Annotated in this window: 16 protein-coding genes; 6 read left to right on the top strand and 10 right to left on the bottom strand. The window is 69.5% G+C overall.

Annotation, left to right across the window (positions count from 1 at the left end; translation table 11 throughout):
• Positions 1 to 6: 6 nt before the first annotated feature.
• Positions 7 to 945 (bottom strand): LLM class flavin-dependent oxidoreductase, encoded by a 939-nt coding sequence (locus AB0M22_RS03070; RefSeq protein WP_364720340.1) that lies wholly within the window; start codon positions 943 to 945, stop codon positions 7 to 9.
• A 61-nt stretch (positions 946 to 1,006) separates the two neighbouring features.
• Positions 1,007 to 1,924: an RNA polymerase sigma factor SigJ gene (gene sigJ / locus AB0M22_RS03065; RefSeq protein ID WP_364720338.1), complete on the bottom strand. Its 918-nt coding sequence runs from the start codon at positions 1,922 to 1,924 to the stop codon at positions 1,007 to 1,009.
• A gap of 165 nt (positions 1,925 to 2,089) precedes the next feature.
• Here sigJ and AB0M22_RS03060 point away from each other — a divergent pair, with 165 nt between their 5' ends.
• Both AB0M22_RS03060 and AB0M22_RS03055 read left to right on the top strand, forming a co-directional pair.
• Entirely contained in the window at positions 2,090 to 3,550 is a 1,461-nt protein-coding gene (locus tag AB0M22_RS03060; RefSeq protein WP_364720335.1) for an MFS transporter, read from the top strand.
• A 95-nt stretch (positions 3,551 to 3,645) separates the two neighbouring features.
• On the top strand, positions 3,646 to 4,050 hold the full coding sequence (locus AB0M22_RS03055) for a nuclear transport factor 2 family protein (RefSeq protein WP_364720333.1): 405 nt from the start codon (positions 3,646 to 3,648) through the stop codon (positions 4,048 to 4,050).
• Positions 4,051 to 4,080: 30 nt separating this feature from the next.
• Here AB0M22_RS03055 and recG read toward each other — a convergent pair whose 3' ends face one another.
• Complete coding sequence (recG, locus tag AB0M22_RS03050) at positions 4,081 to 6,363, bottom strand: ATP-dependent DNA helicase RecG (protein ID WP_364720330.1); 2,283 nt, start codon at positions 6,361 to 6,363, stop codon at positions 4,081 to 4,083.
• A complete protein-coding gene (locus AB0M22_RS03045; protein WP_364721622.1) occupies positions 6,364 to 8,013 on the bottom strand; it encodes a DAK2 domain-containing protein in 1,650 nt (549 codons plus the stop codon).
• Between the two features lie 295 nt (positions 8,014 to 8,308).
• On the opposite strand from AB0M22_RS03045, the gene rpmB reads away from it, so the two are divergent.
• From rpmB to AB0M22_RS03030, 3 genes are all read left to right on the top strand, one after another.
• A complete protein-coding gene (gene rpmB, locus AB0M22_RS03040) occupies positions 8,309 to 8,500 on the top strand; it encodes a 50S ribosomal protein L28 (protein WP_011210730.1) in 192 nt (63 codons plus the stop codon).
• A gap of 87 nt (positions 8,501 to 8,587) precedes the next feature.
• Positions 8,588 to 9,094, top strand: coding sequence for a GNAT family N-acetyltransferase (locus AB0M22_RS03035; RefSeq protein ID WP_364720327.1), 507 nt, complete (start codon positions 8,588 to 8,590; stop codon positions 9,092 to 9,094).
• A 59-nt stretch (positions 9,095 to 9,153) separates the two neighbouring features.
• On the top strand, positions 9,154 to 9,933 hold the full coding sequence (locus tag AB0M22_RS03030; protein ID WP_364720325.1) for an enoyl-CoA hydratase-related protein: 780 nt from the start codon (positions 9,154 to 9,156) through the stop codon (positions 9,931 to 9,933).
• 3 nt (positions 9,934 to 9,936) lie between these two features.
• Here AB0M22_RS03030 and AB0M22_RS03025 read toward each other — a convergent pair whose 3' ends face one another.
• The 4 genes from AB0M22_RS03025 to AB0M22_RS03010 form a co-directional block, all read right to left on the bottom strand.
• Positions 9,937 to 10,800: an alpha/beta hydrolase gene (locus tag AB0M22_RS03025; RefSeq protein WP_364720323.1), complete on the bottom strand. Its 864-nt coding sequence runs from the start codon at positions 10,798 to 10,800 to the stop codon at positions 9,937 to 9,939.
• Positions 10,801 to 10,862: 62 nt separating this feature from the next.
• Entirely contained in the window at positions 10,863 to 11,138 is a 276-nt protein-coding gene (locus AB0M22_RS03020) for a hypothetical protein (RefSeq protein ID WP_364720320.1), read from the bottom strand.
• Positions 11,139 to 11,190: 52 nt separating this feature from the next.
• Entirely contained in the window at positions 11,191 to 11,874 is a 684-nt protein-coding gene (locus AB0M22_RS03015) for a uracil-DNA glycosylase (RefSeq protein ID WP_364720318.1), read from the bottom strand.
• 11 nt (positions 11,875 to 11,885) lie between these two features.
• Entirely contained in the window at positions 11,886 to 12,857 is a 972-nt protein-coding gene (locus tag AB0M22_RS03010; protein ID WP_364720316.1) for a thiamine-phosphate kinase, read from the bottom strand.
• 162 nt (positions 12,858 to 13,019) lie between these two features.
• Between AB0M22_RS03010 and AB0M22_RS03005 the strand changes: the two genes are divergently transcribed.
• Positions 13,020 to 13,682 carry a DUF3515 domain-containing protein gene (locus AB0M22_RS03005; RefSeq protein ID WP_364720314.1) on the top strand — a complete coding sequence of 221 codons (663 nt, stop codon included), beginning with the start codon at positions 13,020 to 13,022 and terminating at the stop codon, positions 13,680 to 13,682.
• Between the two features lie 4 nt (positions 13,683 to 13,686).
• Here AB0M22_RS03005 and AB0M22_RS03000 read toward each other — a convergent pair whose 3' ends face one another.
• A complete protein-coding gene (locus AB0M22_RS03000) occupies positions 13,687 to 14,790 on the bottom strand; it encodes a D-alanine--D-alanine ligase family protein (protein ID WP_364720312.1) in 1,104 nt (367 codons plus the stop codon).
• A 45-nt stretch (positions 14,791 to 14,835) separates the two neighbouring features.
• Complete coding sequence (locus AB0M22_RS02995) at positions 14,836 to 15,831, bottom strand: NAD(P)H-dependent glycerol-3-phosphate dehydrogenase (protein WP_364720310.1); 996 nt, start codon at positions 15,829 to 15,831, stop codon at positions 14,836 to 14,838.
• Positions 15,832 to 15,850 lie beyond the last annotated feature (19 nt).

The raw sequence follows: 15,850 nt of genomic DNA, 5'->3' as shown, positions 1-15,850 counted from the left end.
TCGGAGTCAGGCCGCGACGCGGGATCGCAACGCGGGCAGCACTTTCTCGGCGACCAGGTCGAGTTGGCGAAGCACGTCCAACGAACCGAGCCGCAGGATGAGGTGGGTGGCGCCCGCGTCGAGGTAACGGGTCAGCCAGTCGGCGCAGTCTTCCGCGGTGCCGCCGAAATAGGCTTGGATGGTGGACATTTCCGCCAGTGATCGGCGGTAGTACTGGCGCACATAACCTTCCAGCTCGGCTTGCGCCCGTGCGGCGTCGGTGTCGAGCACGATCGTCGCGTACATCGCGGGAGTCACCGCACGGGTCGTCTGCTGCTGAATCGCCTGCCACGCACGGGCATATGCGGCAGGGTCCGGGAGGTAGGGCAGCCAACCGTCATAGTGGCGCGCGACCCGCGTCAGCACCTTCGGTGTGTCACTGCCCGCCAACCAGAGCGGTGGCCCGCCCGGCGTCGAGGCCGGCAGTGCCCGCGCCAGATCCGCTATCTGCCAATACTTCCCGTCGAAATCAGGTTCACCGGCCCAGGCCGCGCGCCAGATGCGCACCGTCTCGTCCAAGCGCCCGACCCGCTCGTCGAACGGGACGCCGATCGCCTCGAACTCGGCCCGGCTCTCCGACAACGGAAATCCCGCACCGAGCCCGAGAACCAGCCTGCCCGAGCCGAGTTGATCGACGGTGGCGGCCGCGTGCGCGCCGAGCACCGGATGCCGCAGCGTGGCGGTCCAGGCCGCGGTGCCAACTCGGATCCGCGAGGTGGCGGCGACGACCGCGGCGAGCAGGGTGAGCGGATCAACCCTGGTGCGCGCCAACGGCGAATCACCGGTCCACACGGAGTCGAATCCGGCGTCTTCGGCGAGCGTCGCGAGCCGCACCAGACTCGCCGCGTCGTGCTGCCCGGTCATCGCGGTTTCCCGGCTCGGCAACAGAATTCCGACCTCGATCATCCGTCGATCGTCGCGCGCAGGGTGAACCGTGTCGATTACCCGACAGGTAATCGACAGCCCCCTAGGGCAAGTCGGCGTCGATCCTGGCGAGCTTGTCCGGGTTGGCCACGGCGTAGATGCCGCGGATCCGCTCCGTCTCCGGATCGATGTCGAGCACCACGACCGCGAGCGGCGCGTCGCCGGTGAACACCACCGCCGACGGATCGCCGTTGACCCACCGGTAGCGGACGGTCATCTCCGAGATATCGCCGAGCACAACGGGACTGGTGATCAGCCGGACCACCTTGTCCACGCCGTGGATCGGGCGCAGCGCCGCCCGCAGCTTGCCGCCGCCGTCGGTCCAGAACGTCACGTCCGGTGCCAGCAGCGCGAGCAGCCCGGCCAGGTCGCCGCCGAGCTGAGCGGCCAGGAACTTCTCGGTCACCTTCCGCTGCACCAACGGGTCGGCCTGATGCCGCGGCCTGCGGGCATGGACGTGTTCGCGCGCACGATGCGCGAGCTGCCGGATCGCGGCGGTGCTGCGGCCGAGCATGTCGGCGATGTCGGCGTGCGGATAGCCGAACACGTCGTGCAGCACGAACACCGCGCGCTCGAGCGGCGTGAGGGTCTCCAGCACGACCAGCATCGCCATCGAGACCGATTCGGCGCGGAGTGCGGAGTCGGCCGCGTCGTCGCCGACCGTCGGCTCGTCGGACACCAGCGGCTCGGGCAACCATGGGCCGATGTAGGTTTCGCGCCTGCGGTTGATCGCGGCCCGCCGGCCGAGCGCGTGGTTGACCGCGACGCGCACCAGATACGCGCGCGGATGCTCGATCTCCGCGCCGTCCGCCCGATTCCGCGATACCCAGGCCAGCCAGGTGTCCTGCAATACGTCCTCGGTGTCGGCGACGCTGCCGAGCATGTTGTAGACGACCGAGAACAGCAGTTCCCGATGGTCGGCGAACACGCTCGTCGCATCCTCGTCCAAGTTGTCGATCATCGCCGCTCCTCCTGGTGTCGCTATGGAGAGCGAGACAGCCCGGTGAAAAGTGACGCGGACGCGGGAAATGTGATTCAGCTCTCCCCATGTCACGTCCGGCCCCGGCTCGGCCCTCTCGGATTGGCAACGGATGAAACCTCGTCCGGCCCGAGAGAGGACATCGGAGTGAGTGCACCCACCGAATCACCGTCGTTTCTGGCGACCCGCCGCGGCAAGCTCACGCTGATGCTGCTGTGCCTGGTCGCCTTCCTCGACTTCGTCGACGGCTCGATCGTGAATGTCGCGCTGCCGACCATCCAGCACGAGCTGGGCCTGTCGGTGCCGACGCTGCAATGGATCACCAGCGGCTATCTGCTGACCTACGGCGGGCTGATGCTGCTCGGCGGCCGGCTGGCCGACCTGCTCGGGCGGCGGCGGGTGCTGATCGCCGGGACGATCCTGGTCGGCGCCGCGTCGGCGATCGGCGGGCTGGCCGAGAGCAGCGGGTTGCTGATCGGCGCCCGCTTCGCGCAGGGGGTCGGCGCGGCGCTGATGCTGCCTGCCGCCCTGTCCATCCTGACCACGAACTTCCGGGTGGGCTCCGATCGCACTACCGCGCTGAGTGTTTGGGGCGGCACCGCCGGGCTCGCCTCTGCCGCCGGGGTTTTCCTCGGCGGCGTGCTGACCGAGGGGCCCGGGTGGCGCTGGGTCTTCTACGTCAACACACCGGTGTGCCTGCTCGTGCTGGCCGTGCTCCCGTTCCTGGTGCCGAACGACCGGCGCAACGAAATCCGCGGCGGCTTCGACGTTTTCGGCACCGCGCTGGCGACCGGTGGACTGATGCTGCTGGTCTACGGACTGGTGAAGGCGCCGGAGTACGGGTGGAGCGATGCGCGCACGATCCTGCAACTCGGCCTCGCGGTCGCGCTGCTGATCGGCTTCGTGTTCAACGAGCGGGTGACGGCGGATCCGCTGGTCCCGCCGTCGATCTTCCGGGTCAAGGGTCTCGCGGCGGCCAACCTGACCCACCTGACCCTGGCCGCGGGCATGCTCGCGATGTTCTTCTTCGTCACGCTCTACCTGCAGGAAGTGCTGGGGTACGGGGAGTTCCAGGCGGGCAACGCCTACCTGCCGATCAGCCTCACCATCGGCGCGGTCGCCGGGGTGACCGCCAAGATAATCGGCAAGACCGGGACCCGGCCGCTCATCGTGGTCGGGTCGGTGATCTCCGGGCTCGGGCTGATCTGGCTATCCCGGATCTCCACCGATGGCTCGTATCTGGTCGATGTGCTGCCGCCGATGGTGTTCATGTCGGTCGGGCTCGGCGTGGTGTTCGTCGCCAACACCACCGCCGCGAACGCGGGCGTGCCCGCCGAACAAGCCGGACTGGCCGCGGCGCTGCTCAATACCGGGCAGCAGATCGGCGGCGCACTGAGTCTGGCCGTGCTGACCGCCGTCGCCACCTCGCACACCGCGGCGCAGCTGACCGCGGGCGACGCACCGTTGGACGCGATGACCTCCGGGTTCCGGCTGGCGCTGCTGATCGGCGGGTTCATCACCCTCAGCGCCGCGGTCATCGGACTGCGGACCGTCAACTCGCGCGGCGAGACCGCAGCGGCCCCGGCTGCCGAACCCGTTGCCGTATAGCGCGACCGAAGGCCGGGTACCGGATCACCGGTACCCGGCGCACGCATTCCATTCGTCCAAGCCGCGGCCCCACCACCGGGTTTACCGTGCAAAGCATGGCAACGACACAGCCCTCCGCCGCGGACGACACGATCAAGGATCGCCTCGTGGCGCTCCTCGATGAGTGGATGGCGGCCATCGTCAGCAACGACGCGTCCCGGATCGCCGACTACATGACCGACGACTGGATCATGGTCTCGGAAAACGGGATCACGCCAGCCGAGCGGTTTCTCACGCTGGTCCAGACCGGCGCGCTCAGCCATTCGGCGATGCGGCGGACCAGCGACGCCACGTTCGAATACCGCGGCAATGTCGCGGTGCTGACCGTGCGGGCCACCAATACCGCGCACTTCCAGGGCAAACGGTTCGACGCCGACGAGTGGACGACGGACGTCTTCGTCGAGACCGAGCAGGGATGGCGGTGTTCGCTCACCCACATCACCGCCGTCTCGACCGGCTGAGCTGCCCCGGTTCGGTTGCGGGGCAGCCGGTTACGACTTGGCCAGGTACTCCAGGCGTTCGGAGTCGACCGCGGCGTGCATCATGCTGGCCAGGCCGGGATGGTTCTGCAAGCCCGGGTCGGCCTCGACCACTTCGCGGGCGAGTTCCTGTGCGGCGGTGATGACTTCGAGGTCGTCGAGCAGCGACAGCAGCTTCAGCGAGCGGGCGGTGCCGGACTGGGCCGCGCCGAGCACGTCGCCCTCGCGGCGGGTGCGCAGGTCGAGCACGGCGAGTTCGAAGCCGTCGGTGGTGGCGGCGACCGCGTCCAGCCGGGCCATCGCCGAACCGCTGGGCGCGGAATCGGTGATGAGCAGGCACAATCCGGGATGCTTGCCCCGGCCGATGCGGCCGCGCAGCTGATGCAGCTGGCTGACGCCGAAGCGGTCCGCGTCGACGATCACCATGACGGTCGCGTTCGGCACGTCCACGCCGACCTCGACCACGGTCGTGCAGACCAGCACGTCGACCGAGCCGTCGTTGAAAGCGCGCATCACCTGGTCTTTTTCGTCCGCGGGCAGCCGGCCGTGCAGCAGGCCGACGCGGAGCTCGGACAACGGACCGGCGCTCAGCATCTCGAAGACGTCGAGCGCGGCCTGCGTGGTCGGCCCTTCCTTCTCCGGCTCCGCCGCCTTCGCTTTGCCGTTGCGCGTCTTACCGGTGCTCTCCTCGTCGTCGCCGATGCGGGAACACACCACGTACGCCTGCCGACCGGCTTTGACCTCTTCGACGATGCGCTCCCACGCGCGGTCGACCCAGTTCGGATGCTGTTTGCGCGGAACGACTTTGGAGGTGATCGGCGAACGACCGCGGGGCAGTTCGGTGAGCGTCGAGGTCTCCAGGTCGCCCAGGGTGGTCATGGCGATGGTGCGCGGGATCGGCGTCGCGGTCATCACCAGCAGGTGCGGGCTGGTGCCTGCCTTTGCCTTGGCGCGCAACGCATCCCGCTGCTCGACCCCGAAGCGGTGCTGTTCGTCTACGACCACCATGCCGAGATCGAAGAACTCGACGTTGTCCTGGATCAGCGCGTGCGTGCCGATGACGATGCCCGCCTCACCGGTCATCGCCTCCAGCAGCGCGGCCTTCTTGGTCGCGGTGGACATCGACCCGGTGACCAGCACGACCTTGGTCGCGTGCTCCCCCGCGCCCAGCTCACCGGCGTTGCCGAGATCGCCGAGCATCCCGCGCAGCGACCGATAGTGCTGGGCGGCAAGCACTTCCGTCGGCGCGAGCAACGCGCACTGCTGGCCCGCATCGACGATCTGCAACATCGCCTCCAGCGCGACGATCGTCTTGCCCGAGCCGACCTCACCCTGCAACAACCGGTGCATCGGGTGGCTGCGGGACATATCCGCGGAGATCTCCGAAACCACCTGCTGCTGTCCCGCGGTCAGCTCGAAGGGCAGGCGCTTCTCGAACTCGGCCGCGATGCCGTCGGGTCGCGGCGGACACGGGCGCGCGGCCCGGCCGGACACCTCGTGCCTGCGCTCGGCGAGCACGAGCTGCAACGCCAGCGCCTCGTCGAAACGCAAACGCTCCTGGGCCTGTTCGATGTCGGTCTTGCGCTCCGGCAGGTGGATCAGGCGCAGCGCGTCGGAGATCTTCATCAGCGAACGGTCGGTCCGGAGCTCGTCCGGCAGCGGATCGTCGATCGGATCGAGCTGATCGAGCACCTGGCGCACGCAGGCGAGCACGTCCCAGCTCTGCACCTTCGCGGTGGCCGGGTACACCGGGATGAACTCGCGTTCCATGAACGAGGTGTCCACGCCCTCGGCGCCTTTCGCGCTCTGTGCGAGCCCGCGCAGGTCACCGCCGCCGCGCACGGTCTTCACCGTGGCGACCGACTCGTCGTCGTTCTCCGGCAGGATCAGGTAGCCCGGATGGTTCAGGTTCCATTGGCCCGGCCGCCAGTAGCTCACCGTGCCCGACATCATCGCCCGAAGACCTTCCCGGACAACGTATTTCACCTTGTCGCCGTTGAAGAAGGTGACGTCGACGCCGCGGCCGGTGCCGGATCCGGTGTCCAGCACCACCTTCAGCAGCGAACCGCGCCGGTTGCGCATCGGCCGCAGCTCGGCCTTGGTGATCCGGCCGATCACGGTGATGTGCGTGCCGTCCTCCGGCTCCTCCTCGGTGAGCGGCTGCCCCTGCGTCGCGTAGCGCAGCGGGTAGTGCCGCAGCAGGTCCTCCACCGTGTGCATGTCGAACGCGTCGACCAGCGAGCCCGCCGCCTTCACGCCGAGAATATGGTCGAGCCGATCACTCAGGGTCGCCATCTACTCCACTCCGATCTGCACCAGATCCCCGTGCTGCCCACCGGAATACACGGTGACCTCCACGCCGGGAAAGCTTTCGCCGATGTGTGCCGCGAGTTCGCCGGCCAGGCCGGCCGGCGCCGCCGCACCCATCAGCAGGGTGACCAGTTCGCCGCCGAAGGCGAGCATCCGGTCCAGCAGGGTCAGGCCCGCCGCGCGCACATCATGGTCGATCACCACGACATCGTGGCCGACCAAGCCGAGGCCGTCGCCCGCTTCGCAGGTGCCGACCATGGTGAGCGCGCGTTCCGGTGCGGCGCGCAACGATCCCCAGCGGGTGGTCGCGGCCGCCTCGGACATGGCGAAGGCATCGTCGACGGCGATCCGGCCGCGGTCGTGCACGGCCAGCGCGGCGAAGCCCTGGACCATGGACGCGCTCGGCAGCAGCAGGACGTCGCGGTGCGCGTCCCGGGCGGCGACACCGACGGCGACCAGGTCGTGCGCGGGCAGCGCACCGTTGGGCAGGACGAGCACCTCGCGGTTCGGCATCGCGCGGATCGCGGCGAGCAGGGCGGCGGCGGTCACGACGCCGTCGCCGGCCAGCACCACGGCGCCGGCATCCTCGAACAGTCCGGCGGCGCCGTCACCGGCGGCCACGGCCAGAATGCCGCGGTCGGCGGGTCCGTCGGTCTCCTTCTCCGAGTCCATCGTGGTGTGCGTGACGAGGTGTCCGGGGGTCATGTCGTGCGGTGCGCCGTGCCTGGCCGGCGCGAAGCTCTCGATGCGGATTCCGCTGAGCTTTCCGGCGGCGAGACCGGCCTCCACCGCCGCGCCCGCGTCCGCGCAGTGCACGTGGGCGGACCAGGAACGGTCGCCGTCGCCGACGACCACGACCGAGTCGCCGAGCTCGGCGAGCCGGTTGCGCAGCTGCGCCATCCGGTCCTGGCCGGTGTCGGCGAGCAGGTACATCACCTCGTATTGCGGTTCCGCCGAACCGGTTTCGGTATTGCCCTCGGCGGAGCGCACGGCAACGGGATCGGGCGGGTGGTATTCCGGCCGGACGGGGATCTCGCCGAGCGTGAGCGCGACCAGGCTGTCCAGCAGTACGACGAGTCCGCGCGCGCCCGCGTCGACCACTCCGGCCGCGCGCAGCACGCCGAGCTGGGAGGGCGTGTCACCGAGCGCCTTGGCGGCACCGTCGGCGGCGGCCAACGCCACGTCGGCGAGCGAAGTGTCCGGGCACGCGGCCGCACTGGCGGCCGCGCAATCGAGCACAGTGAGGATGGTGCCTTCGATCGGCTCGCTCAAGGCCTCGCGCACCAGGACCGACGCGCGATGCAATGCGTCACGCAGGGTGGTGGCGGTCAACGGCTCGTCCCGAACCGCCTCGGCGATGCCGCGTAAGACCTGCGACAGGATGATGCCGGAGTTCCCGCGCGCGCCGATGGTCGCGCCGCGCGCCATCGCGGCGGCCACATCGTGCGTCGTCAGTACCTCCGCGGGACCGCGCGCCGCGGCGGCATCCATCGCAGCCCGCATAGTGGCCAGCAGGTTGGTGCCGGTATCCGCATCCGGGATCGGGAAGACATTGAGTGCGTTGATCTCCTCGCGCCGGTTTTCCAGACCGTCGAGGCAGGCTCGACCCCAGCGCAGCAACGCCGTGCCGTCCATCACATCCCGCACTCCGGGCACCGTCACCCCTTTACTTGTCGCCACCTGCACCGCCCGCAAGGTTAGCGGGCGAGGCTGACATACTGCTGGTACCCACCACGTGTTCCGGCTACGTCCGGAGCGCACCCGGTTTGGTGGATCGGGGGCGGTCCCGCTACCCTTGCAGGGTTGCCTCGCGTGGCCGTTGCCGGTTTGCGCTGGCCGACGTCTGTCGGCAGGGGTACGTCAAACATTGTTTCCGGACATGTTGCCCGCGGGCGACGGTCCTCCACATGACATGAAGGAGTTCGCGACTATGGCTGCCGTCTGCGACGTCTGCGCCAAGGGCCCCGGCTTCGGGAAGTCGGTCTCGCACTCGCACCGGCGCACCAACCGTCGCTGGAACCCGAACATCCAGACCGTTCGCGCCCAGGTTGCGCCGGGTAACACCCGTCGCATGAACGTGTGCACCTCCTGCCTCAAGGCGGGCAAGGTCGTCCGCGGCTGATTGCCACGGCCGACCCGAGTACGAGAATTGACGCACGCCCCGGCACCCATCACGGGTGGTCCGGGGCGTAGTCATTGACAGGGGACCATGACCCCGTCCGACTGGCGCATCGCCCCACTTGCCGCCGAGCACACCTACAGTCTCGCCGAATGCCACATCGCCTGCTGGCGCGAGGCCTACCGCGACCTGGTGCCCGCACACCTGCTCGACGCCTTCGACGTCGATCGACGGGCCGAGCAATGGGAGCGCAATCGGGTCAAGGACCCCGGACGCACGTGGGTGGCGCTCGTCGGCACCACGGTGATCGGCTTCGCCAGCGCGGGGGCGACCCTCGATGATCCGCCTGAACCCGCACTCCAGCTGAACGCGCTCTACATCCGTTCGGATTGGTACGGCACGGGCGTTGCCCGCGAACTGCTGTACGCCGCGGTCGATCCGTCGGCGACGTATTCGCTGTGGGTGTTCGAGCAGAATCCGCGCGCCCAATCCTTCTACCGCAAGCACGGATTCGCGCTGGACGGCACCAGCCGCGTCGAAGCGTTCTCGCCGTCGATCGAGGTCAGGATGCTGCGCGCGCCCGGCCCCTGGCACTGAGCACCAGCCTCCTCCGCACCCGTCCGAGCCCCACATTTCCACGCGATAGGGTGCTGATCATGACCTCCACCGAGCAAGCCGGGTACGTCAGCACCGTCGACGGCGTTCTGCAGATCACCATCGCGACCGCCGCCAACGGCACGTCCATGGACTTCGGCGGGATCGTCGCGGGCACCGCCGCGCTGCGCTCACTGAGCCCGGAGGTCGGCGCGGTCCTGTTGACCGGCACCGGCGCGAACTTCTGCGCGGGCGGCAACGTGCGCGGCTTCGCCGCCGCGCCCGATCGGGCCGCGCACATCTACGGCCTGGCCACCGATCTGCACCACTTCGTGCGCGCGCTCGACGCGACCGCGGTCCCGGTGGTCGTCGGCGTGCAGGGCTGGGCGGCCGGCGCGGGCATGAGCCTGGTCTGCGCGGCCGACATCGCGCTCGGCGGGCCGAGCACCAAGCTGCGCCCCGCCTACCCCGGCATCGGCCTCAGCCCCGACGGCGGCATGTCCTGGACGCTGCCGCGCATCGTCGGACTCGGCCGAGCCCGCGAAATCCTGCTCACCGACGCGATTCTGGACGCCGACGAGGCGGTGCGGCTCGGCATCCTCAGCCGGCTGGTCGCCGACGAGGAAGTACAGGCCGAGGCGCTGACCCTGGCCCGAACCCTGGCCGCCGGACCGCGTTCCACCTACTCGAGCATCAAAACGCTGCTGGCCCTGTCGTCTTCGTCGGCGCTCGGCGATCAGCTCGACCGCGAGCGCGACGCGATCGCCGCCGCGGCCAACGGTGCGACCGGCCGCGAGGGCGTCGACGCGTTCGTGGAGAAGCGCAAGCCGAACTACGTGTAGTGGCTAAGACGCGGTCTGGACAACGAATTTCGCGACCGCGTCGGTGAAGGAGTCGTTGTCGTCGCTGGCGGCGGTGTGCGCCGCGCCGCCGATCTCGACCAGCTGCGCGTGCGGCACCAGCTCCTGAAACGCGGCTGCCCCTTCGGAACTCACCACGTCGGACTGCATGCCGCGGACCAGCAGCACCGGAATCGTCAGCTTGCGGGCGGCCGCTTCCATCTGTTCGGTCATGTCCGACGGATCCTCGACGCGCTGGGCCAGCATGTCCGGATCCCAGTGCCAGTACCAGCGGCCGTCGCGCTGACGCAGATTGCGCAGCAGGCCGTCGGTGTTCTTCGGCCGCGGCCGGTGCGGCAGATATTCGGCGACCGCGTCGGCGACCTGTTCGAGCGAGTCGAAGCCGTCGCGATGCTTGCCGAGGAAGTCGATCACCCGCGCGACCCCGGCCTGCTCCGGCCTGGTCACGATGTCGACGAGGACGAGCGCGGTGATCGCCTCGCCGCCGGGGACGGCGGTGGCGAGCAGGGCGGTGACGCCGCCCATGCTCGCCCCGACCACGACCGCAGGCGCACCTAGCTGTTCGAGCACGAGTAGCAGGTCGCGCACCATGGTGTCGCGGCGGTAGTCGCCGTCTTCGGACCACGCGCTGTCGCCGTGTCCGCGCGCGTCCAGCGTGACCACGCGCATTCCGGCGGCGCCGAGCTTCGCGCCGGTTTGTTTCCACGAGTGCCTGGTCTGCCCGCCGCCGTGCAGAAAGACGACGAGCGGACCGTCGACCGGGCCGAACTGGTCGGCGACCAGTTCGAGCCCACCCGAACCGCGCAACCGCAGGGGTGCGGGGTCGAGCAGATTGTTCGCATTACTCACTAACCGAGGATCGCATAGAACCGGTTACGGTTCGCGGGCGAGCCCCCGAACGCCGGTTCCGGTCAGCAGTCCCACTTGCCGGAGGCGCTGAGCGTGCGCTGCAGCAGGCAGGCGACCTTGGCGTTGACCGAGGAGGAGATGGTGGAGGAGCCGTTGGACGTGAATTCCTCGCCGATCTGCGTCGAGGGGGTGTTCGCGGGGGCCGAGGTGGTGTCGGTGGCCGGCTCCAGCGGCAGGCCCGCCGCACTCGCGGTCGCGGCGCCACCGGCAAGGGCGGCACAGAGGACCAGGGTGGCGGTGGTGCCGCGCAATGCGCCGCGAACAGTGGTGTTGGGCATAGAAAAGCTCCTCACTCGAATCAATCTAGGTAACTCACACACAGACGCCGGCTCACGGCAGGCGCCAGTCAACGGGTTCGGCGCCCAGTTCGTCGAGCAGTTCGTTCACTCGGGAGAACGGGCGGGAACCGAAGAAGCCGCGCGAGGCCGACAGCGGTGACGGATGCGCGGATTCGATGTAGGGGATCTCGGCCTCGACCAGGGTCGGCTTGAGCGTCGACGCGTCGCGGCCCCAGAGGATCGCGACCAGCGGCTCGTCCCGCGCGACCAGCGCGCGAATCGCCTGCTCGGTCACGGCCTCCCAGCCCTTGCCGCGATGCGACGCGGGCTGGCCGGGGGCCACGGTCAGCACCCTGTTCAACATCAGCACGCCCTGATCGGACCAGGGGCTGAGGTCGCCGCAGGACGGCGTCGGGTGGCCGAGGTCCTTGGTGTATTCGGCGAAGATGTTCGACAGGCTGCGCGGCACCGGCGAAACATCCGGCGCGACAGAGAAACTCAGACCCATGGCATGGCCGGGGGTCGGGTAGGGGTCCTGGCCGACGACCAGCACGCGCACCGCGTCGAACGGACGCTGGAAGGCGCGTAGCACGTTCTCACCGGCCGGTAGGTAACCGCGGCCCGCCGCGTTCTCTTCGCGCAGGAACTCGCCCATGGCGGAGATGCGTTCCGCCACCGGCTCGAGTGCCTTCGCCCATCCCGGATCGATGATTTCCGACAGTGGTTTCGCGCCCATGACCGCACAACTTATCGTGGTTGGCTCGCGCCCGCCGAGCCCGCCCCACCGAACGATTCCCAGCCGGCGCTGCCCGGCCGGGGCGCGCCGTCGACCGTGACGCCTTGACCGGCGCACACGCGCCCGATCCGCACCCAGCCGGCGGGTAGGTCACAGTCTGGTGACCAGGTCCCGGCGAACGCGTGATCCTCACCGCCGGTCAGAATCCATTGCGCCGCATCGGCATCCATTCGCGCGGCCAGTTGTTCGAGGGCCGGGTCGCGCAGCGCCGCGGAATCCAGATCTATAGCGACACTGGATGACTGGGCGATATGACCGAGATCCGCGAGCAGGCCGTCGGACACGTCGGTGAGCGCGTTCAGGCCGGTGACCTCGAGCGCGTCCAGCACCGCCGGGTAGGGCGGCTGTGGGACCCGGTGTGCGGCAAGCGCTTCGGCGAACTCGCCGGACTCCGCACCGGCGGTGAGGATCGCGAGGCCCGCGCCGGACCAACCGAGGCGTCCGGCCACGGCGACCGTGTCGCCAACGCGCGCACCGGCTCTCGTGATCGCCGCGCGGCCGCGCAGATCGCCGAACGCGGTGACGGAGATAACGAGGTCGCGGCTGCGCACCAGGTCGCCGCCCGCGATGGACGCGCCGGCCCGCCTCGCCTCGGCCCACATTCCCTCGGTCAGGCCGTCGATCACGTCCAGGGGAGTATCGGCCGGACAGCCGAGAGCGACCACGAACGCGCTCGGCCACGCGCCCATCGCGACCACGTCGGCCGCGTTCTGCGCGATCGCCTTGCGCCCGATGTCCTCGGGGCTCGACCAGTCGAGCCGGAAATGCCGGTCCTGCACGAGCATGTCGGTGGTCACCACGAACCGGCCGTCCGGCGCGGCGACCAGCGCGGCGTCGTCACCGGGGCCGAGCAGGACGCTCGCCGCCTGGACCCGACCGCGGTTGATCCGCTCGATCAGCGCGAACTCCCCCAGTTCACGCACCGTCCGCGGTCCCGTGTGCTCGATTATGACCGGTCCTTTCCGATGCGCTGCCGACTGGAAACGACCCGAAGGTACCCTTTTCAGGGCAATCGACTGCTACCGGGCCGGTCACGGCGCCGCGGCGGTCGCACCCGTTCAGCACGACAGGAAGGATCGGTGAGCATGGCGGCGGAATCGTCGGACCACGATTCGGCGAAGGAGACGGCCGGGCAGGTCACGGAGGCGGAGAACACCACGCCGACCGACACCGAGCCCACGGCCACCCCGAGCACCGACCCGGCCGTGAGCACTCGCCACTTCTCCCCCGCACTCATCGCCACCGCGGTCGCGTTGCCGGTCGTGCTCGTGGTCGCCGTGCTGGTGCTCGCGATCCTCGCCGCGCGCGCCCCTGTCGAACGCGAACCGCTGGTCCTCGGCCCGGTCCCGGCTCCCGCCGCGGGCGGACCCGCCTGCACCAACCTGCTCCCCGCGCTGCCCACCGAACTCGGCGACTACACCAAATCCACCCTGGTGGAACCCTCCCCGCCGGCCACCCGCGCCTGGCAGCGCAGCGACGGCGGCGACCCGATCGTGCTGCGCTGCGGCCTGGACCGCCCGCTCGAATTCAACCGCGCCTCGGCCTTGCAGATCGTGAACGGCGTCCAGTGGTTCGAGGCCCGCGACCAAGCCGCCAAAGCCAGCACCTGGTTCGCCGTCGACCGCGAGACCTACATCGCGCTGACCGTCCCCGACGGCTCCGGCCCGACCCCGCTGCAAGCGGTCTCCGACACCATCACCGCGAACCTCCCGGCCACCCCCCTCGACCCGGGCCCACTACCCAACTGAGTCGTCAGCGCAGTCCGGTGCCGCGGGCGAGCGCGGTTTCGATCAAGGTGGACACCAGGTCTCGGTAGTCGATGCCGGTGGCTTCCCACATCCGCGGGTACTGCGAGATCGGGGTGAAGCCGGGCATCGTGTTGATCTCGTTGATCACCGGGCCGTCGGCGGTGATGAAGAAGTCGACGCGGGCCAGGCCCTGACAGTCCAGCGCGCGGAACGCCCGCACCGCGAGTTCGCGGATGCTGTCGGACACCTCGTCGTCCAGCTTGGCCGGCACGTCGAACTCGCAGACGTCGTCGAGGTACTTGGTCTCGAAGTCGTAGAACTCGGGGTTCGTCGCGGTGGTCGACTCCTCCGGGATCCGGATCTCCGACACCACACTGGCTTCCACCCGGCCGTCCGGGAATTCCAGTACGCCGCACTCGACTTCGCGCCCGACGATGCCCGCCTCGATGATCACCTTGGGATCGTGCGCGCGGGCCGTGGCGATGGCCGCGTCCAACGCGGACCAGTCGGTGACCTTCGTGATGCCGATCGAGGAACCGCCGCGCGCGGGCTTCACGAACACCGGCAGCCCGAGCTGCGCCCGATCCGCCTCGCTCAGCGTGTCGGTGCCGCGCCGCAGCACCACCTGCCGGCCGATCGGCAAGCCTTCGGCCGCAAGGAGTTTCTTGGTGAACTCCTTGTCCATGCCCGCCGCGCTGGCCAGCACGCCCGCGCCGACGTACGGCACACCGGCGAGCTCCAGCAAGCCCTGCAACGTGCCGTCCTCGCCGAACGGCCCGTGCAGCAGCGGGAACACCACGTCGACCGCGCCGAGGGCGGCGCCGGGATCGTCGAGTGCGACAAGCGCACCCGAGCTGCTCGGGCCCGAGGTGAGGGTCAAGGCCGTGCCGGTGCTGTCCACCTGCGGCAGCGTGCGATCGTGGAACCCGAGCGCCGCGACGTTCGAATCGGCCAGGACCCAGGCCCCTTCGGTGCTGATGCCGATCGGCACGACGTCGTACTTCTCCGGATCCAGGTTCGGCAGCACGCTGCCCGCCGACACACAGGAGACGGCGTGCTCATTGCTCCGCCCGCCGAAAACCACAGCCACCCGGATCCGGTTACTCATGCCCCGAACCGTACCCGTCGCGGCGCACCCGCCGCACCGCTGGGACTACTCCGGCTTGATCCGCCGGCCGAGCAGATTGCCGACCGCTTCGCGCACCGCCATGCCCTCGTGGCAGACCTGGTTCACCGCGGTGGTCAGCGGCATGTCGACCTCGTGTTTCACCGCCAGCGCGCGGATCGACGTGCACGACTTCACGCCCTCCGCCACCTGTCCGTGCGTCGCCGCCTGCGCGGTCTCCATCGAACCGCCGGTGCCCAGCGCATGCCCGAACGAGCGGTTGCGCGACAGCGGCGAGGTGCAGGTGGCGACCAGATCGCCGACACCGGCCAGGCCGGCGAGCGTGGCGGGCTCGGCGCCGAGCGCGACCCCGAGCCGGATGATCTCGGCCAGGCCGCGGGTGATGATGCTCGCGACGGTGTTGTCCCCCAAGCCCATTCCGGAGGCGATGCCGCAGGCGAGGGCGATCACGTTCTTGCACGCGCCGCCGACCTCGCAGCCGACCACGTCGGTGTTGGTGTAGGGCCGGAAGTATCCGGTGGCACTGGCGTGCTGCAACGCGACGGCACGGTCGGCATCGGAACAGGCGATCACGGTGGCCGCGGGCTGCCCGACGGCGATCTCACGGGCCAGATTCGGTCCGGACAGCACCGCGATCCGGCCCTGGTCGGCCCCGGTGACCTCGCCGATCACCTGACTCATCCGCAGCAATGTGCCGTTCTCGATGCCTTTGGCCAGACTGAGTAGCGACGCGTCCGGGGCGATCAAGCCCTTCCACTGTTCGAGATTCGCGCGCAACGACTGCGACGGCACGGCGAGCACCACTATGTCGGCGCCGTCGAGCGCGACGGCCGGGTCGTGCGTGGCCGCCAGCGGGGGCAGCGGAATATCGGTGAGGTAGGACGGATTGCGATGTTGAGTGTGCAGTACTTCGGCGACCTCGGCTCGTCGCGCCCAGATGGTGACGTCGGTTCCCGCGTCCGCCAAGACCTTTGCGAACGCGGTCCCCCAAGATCCCGCGCCCAGTACTGCCGCCCTCGTCATCTGCCCAATATGCCATGGA

It is taken from the genome of Nocardia sp. NPDC051756, from assembly GCF_040681495.1.
Lineage (GTDB): Bacteria > Actinomycetota > Actinomycetes > Mycobacteriales > Mycobacteriaceae > Nocardia.
The sequence above is the reverse complement of the archived record's forward strand: the minus strand, read 5'-3'. Positions and strand labels throughout refer to the sequence as shown.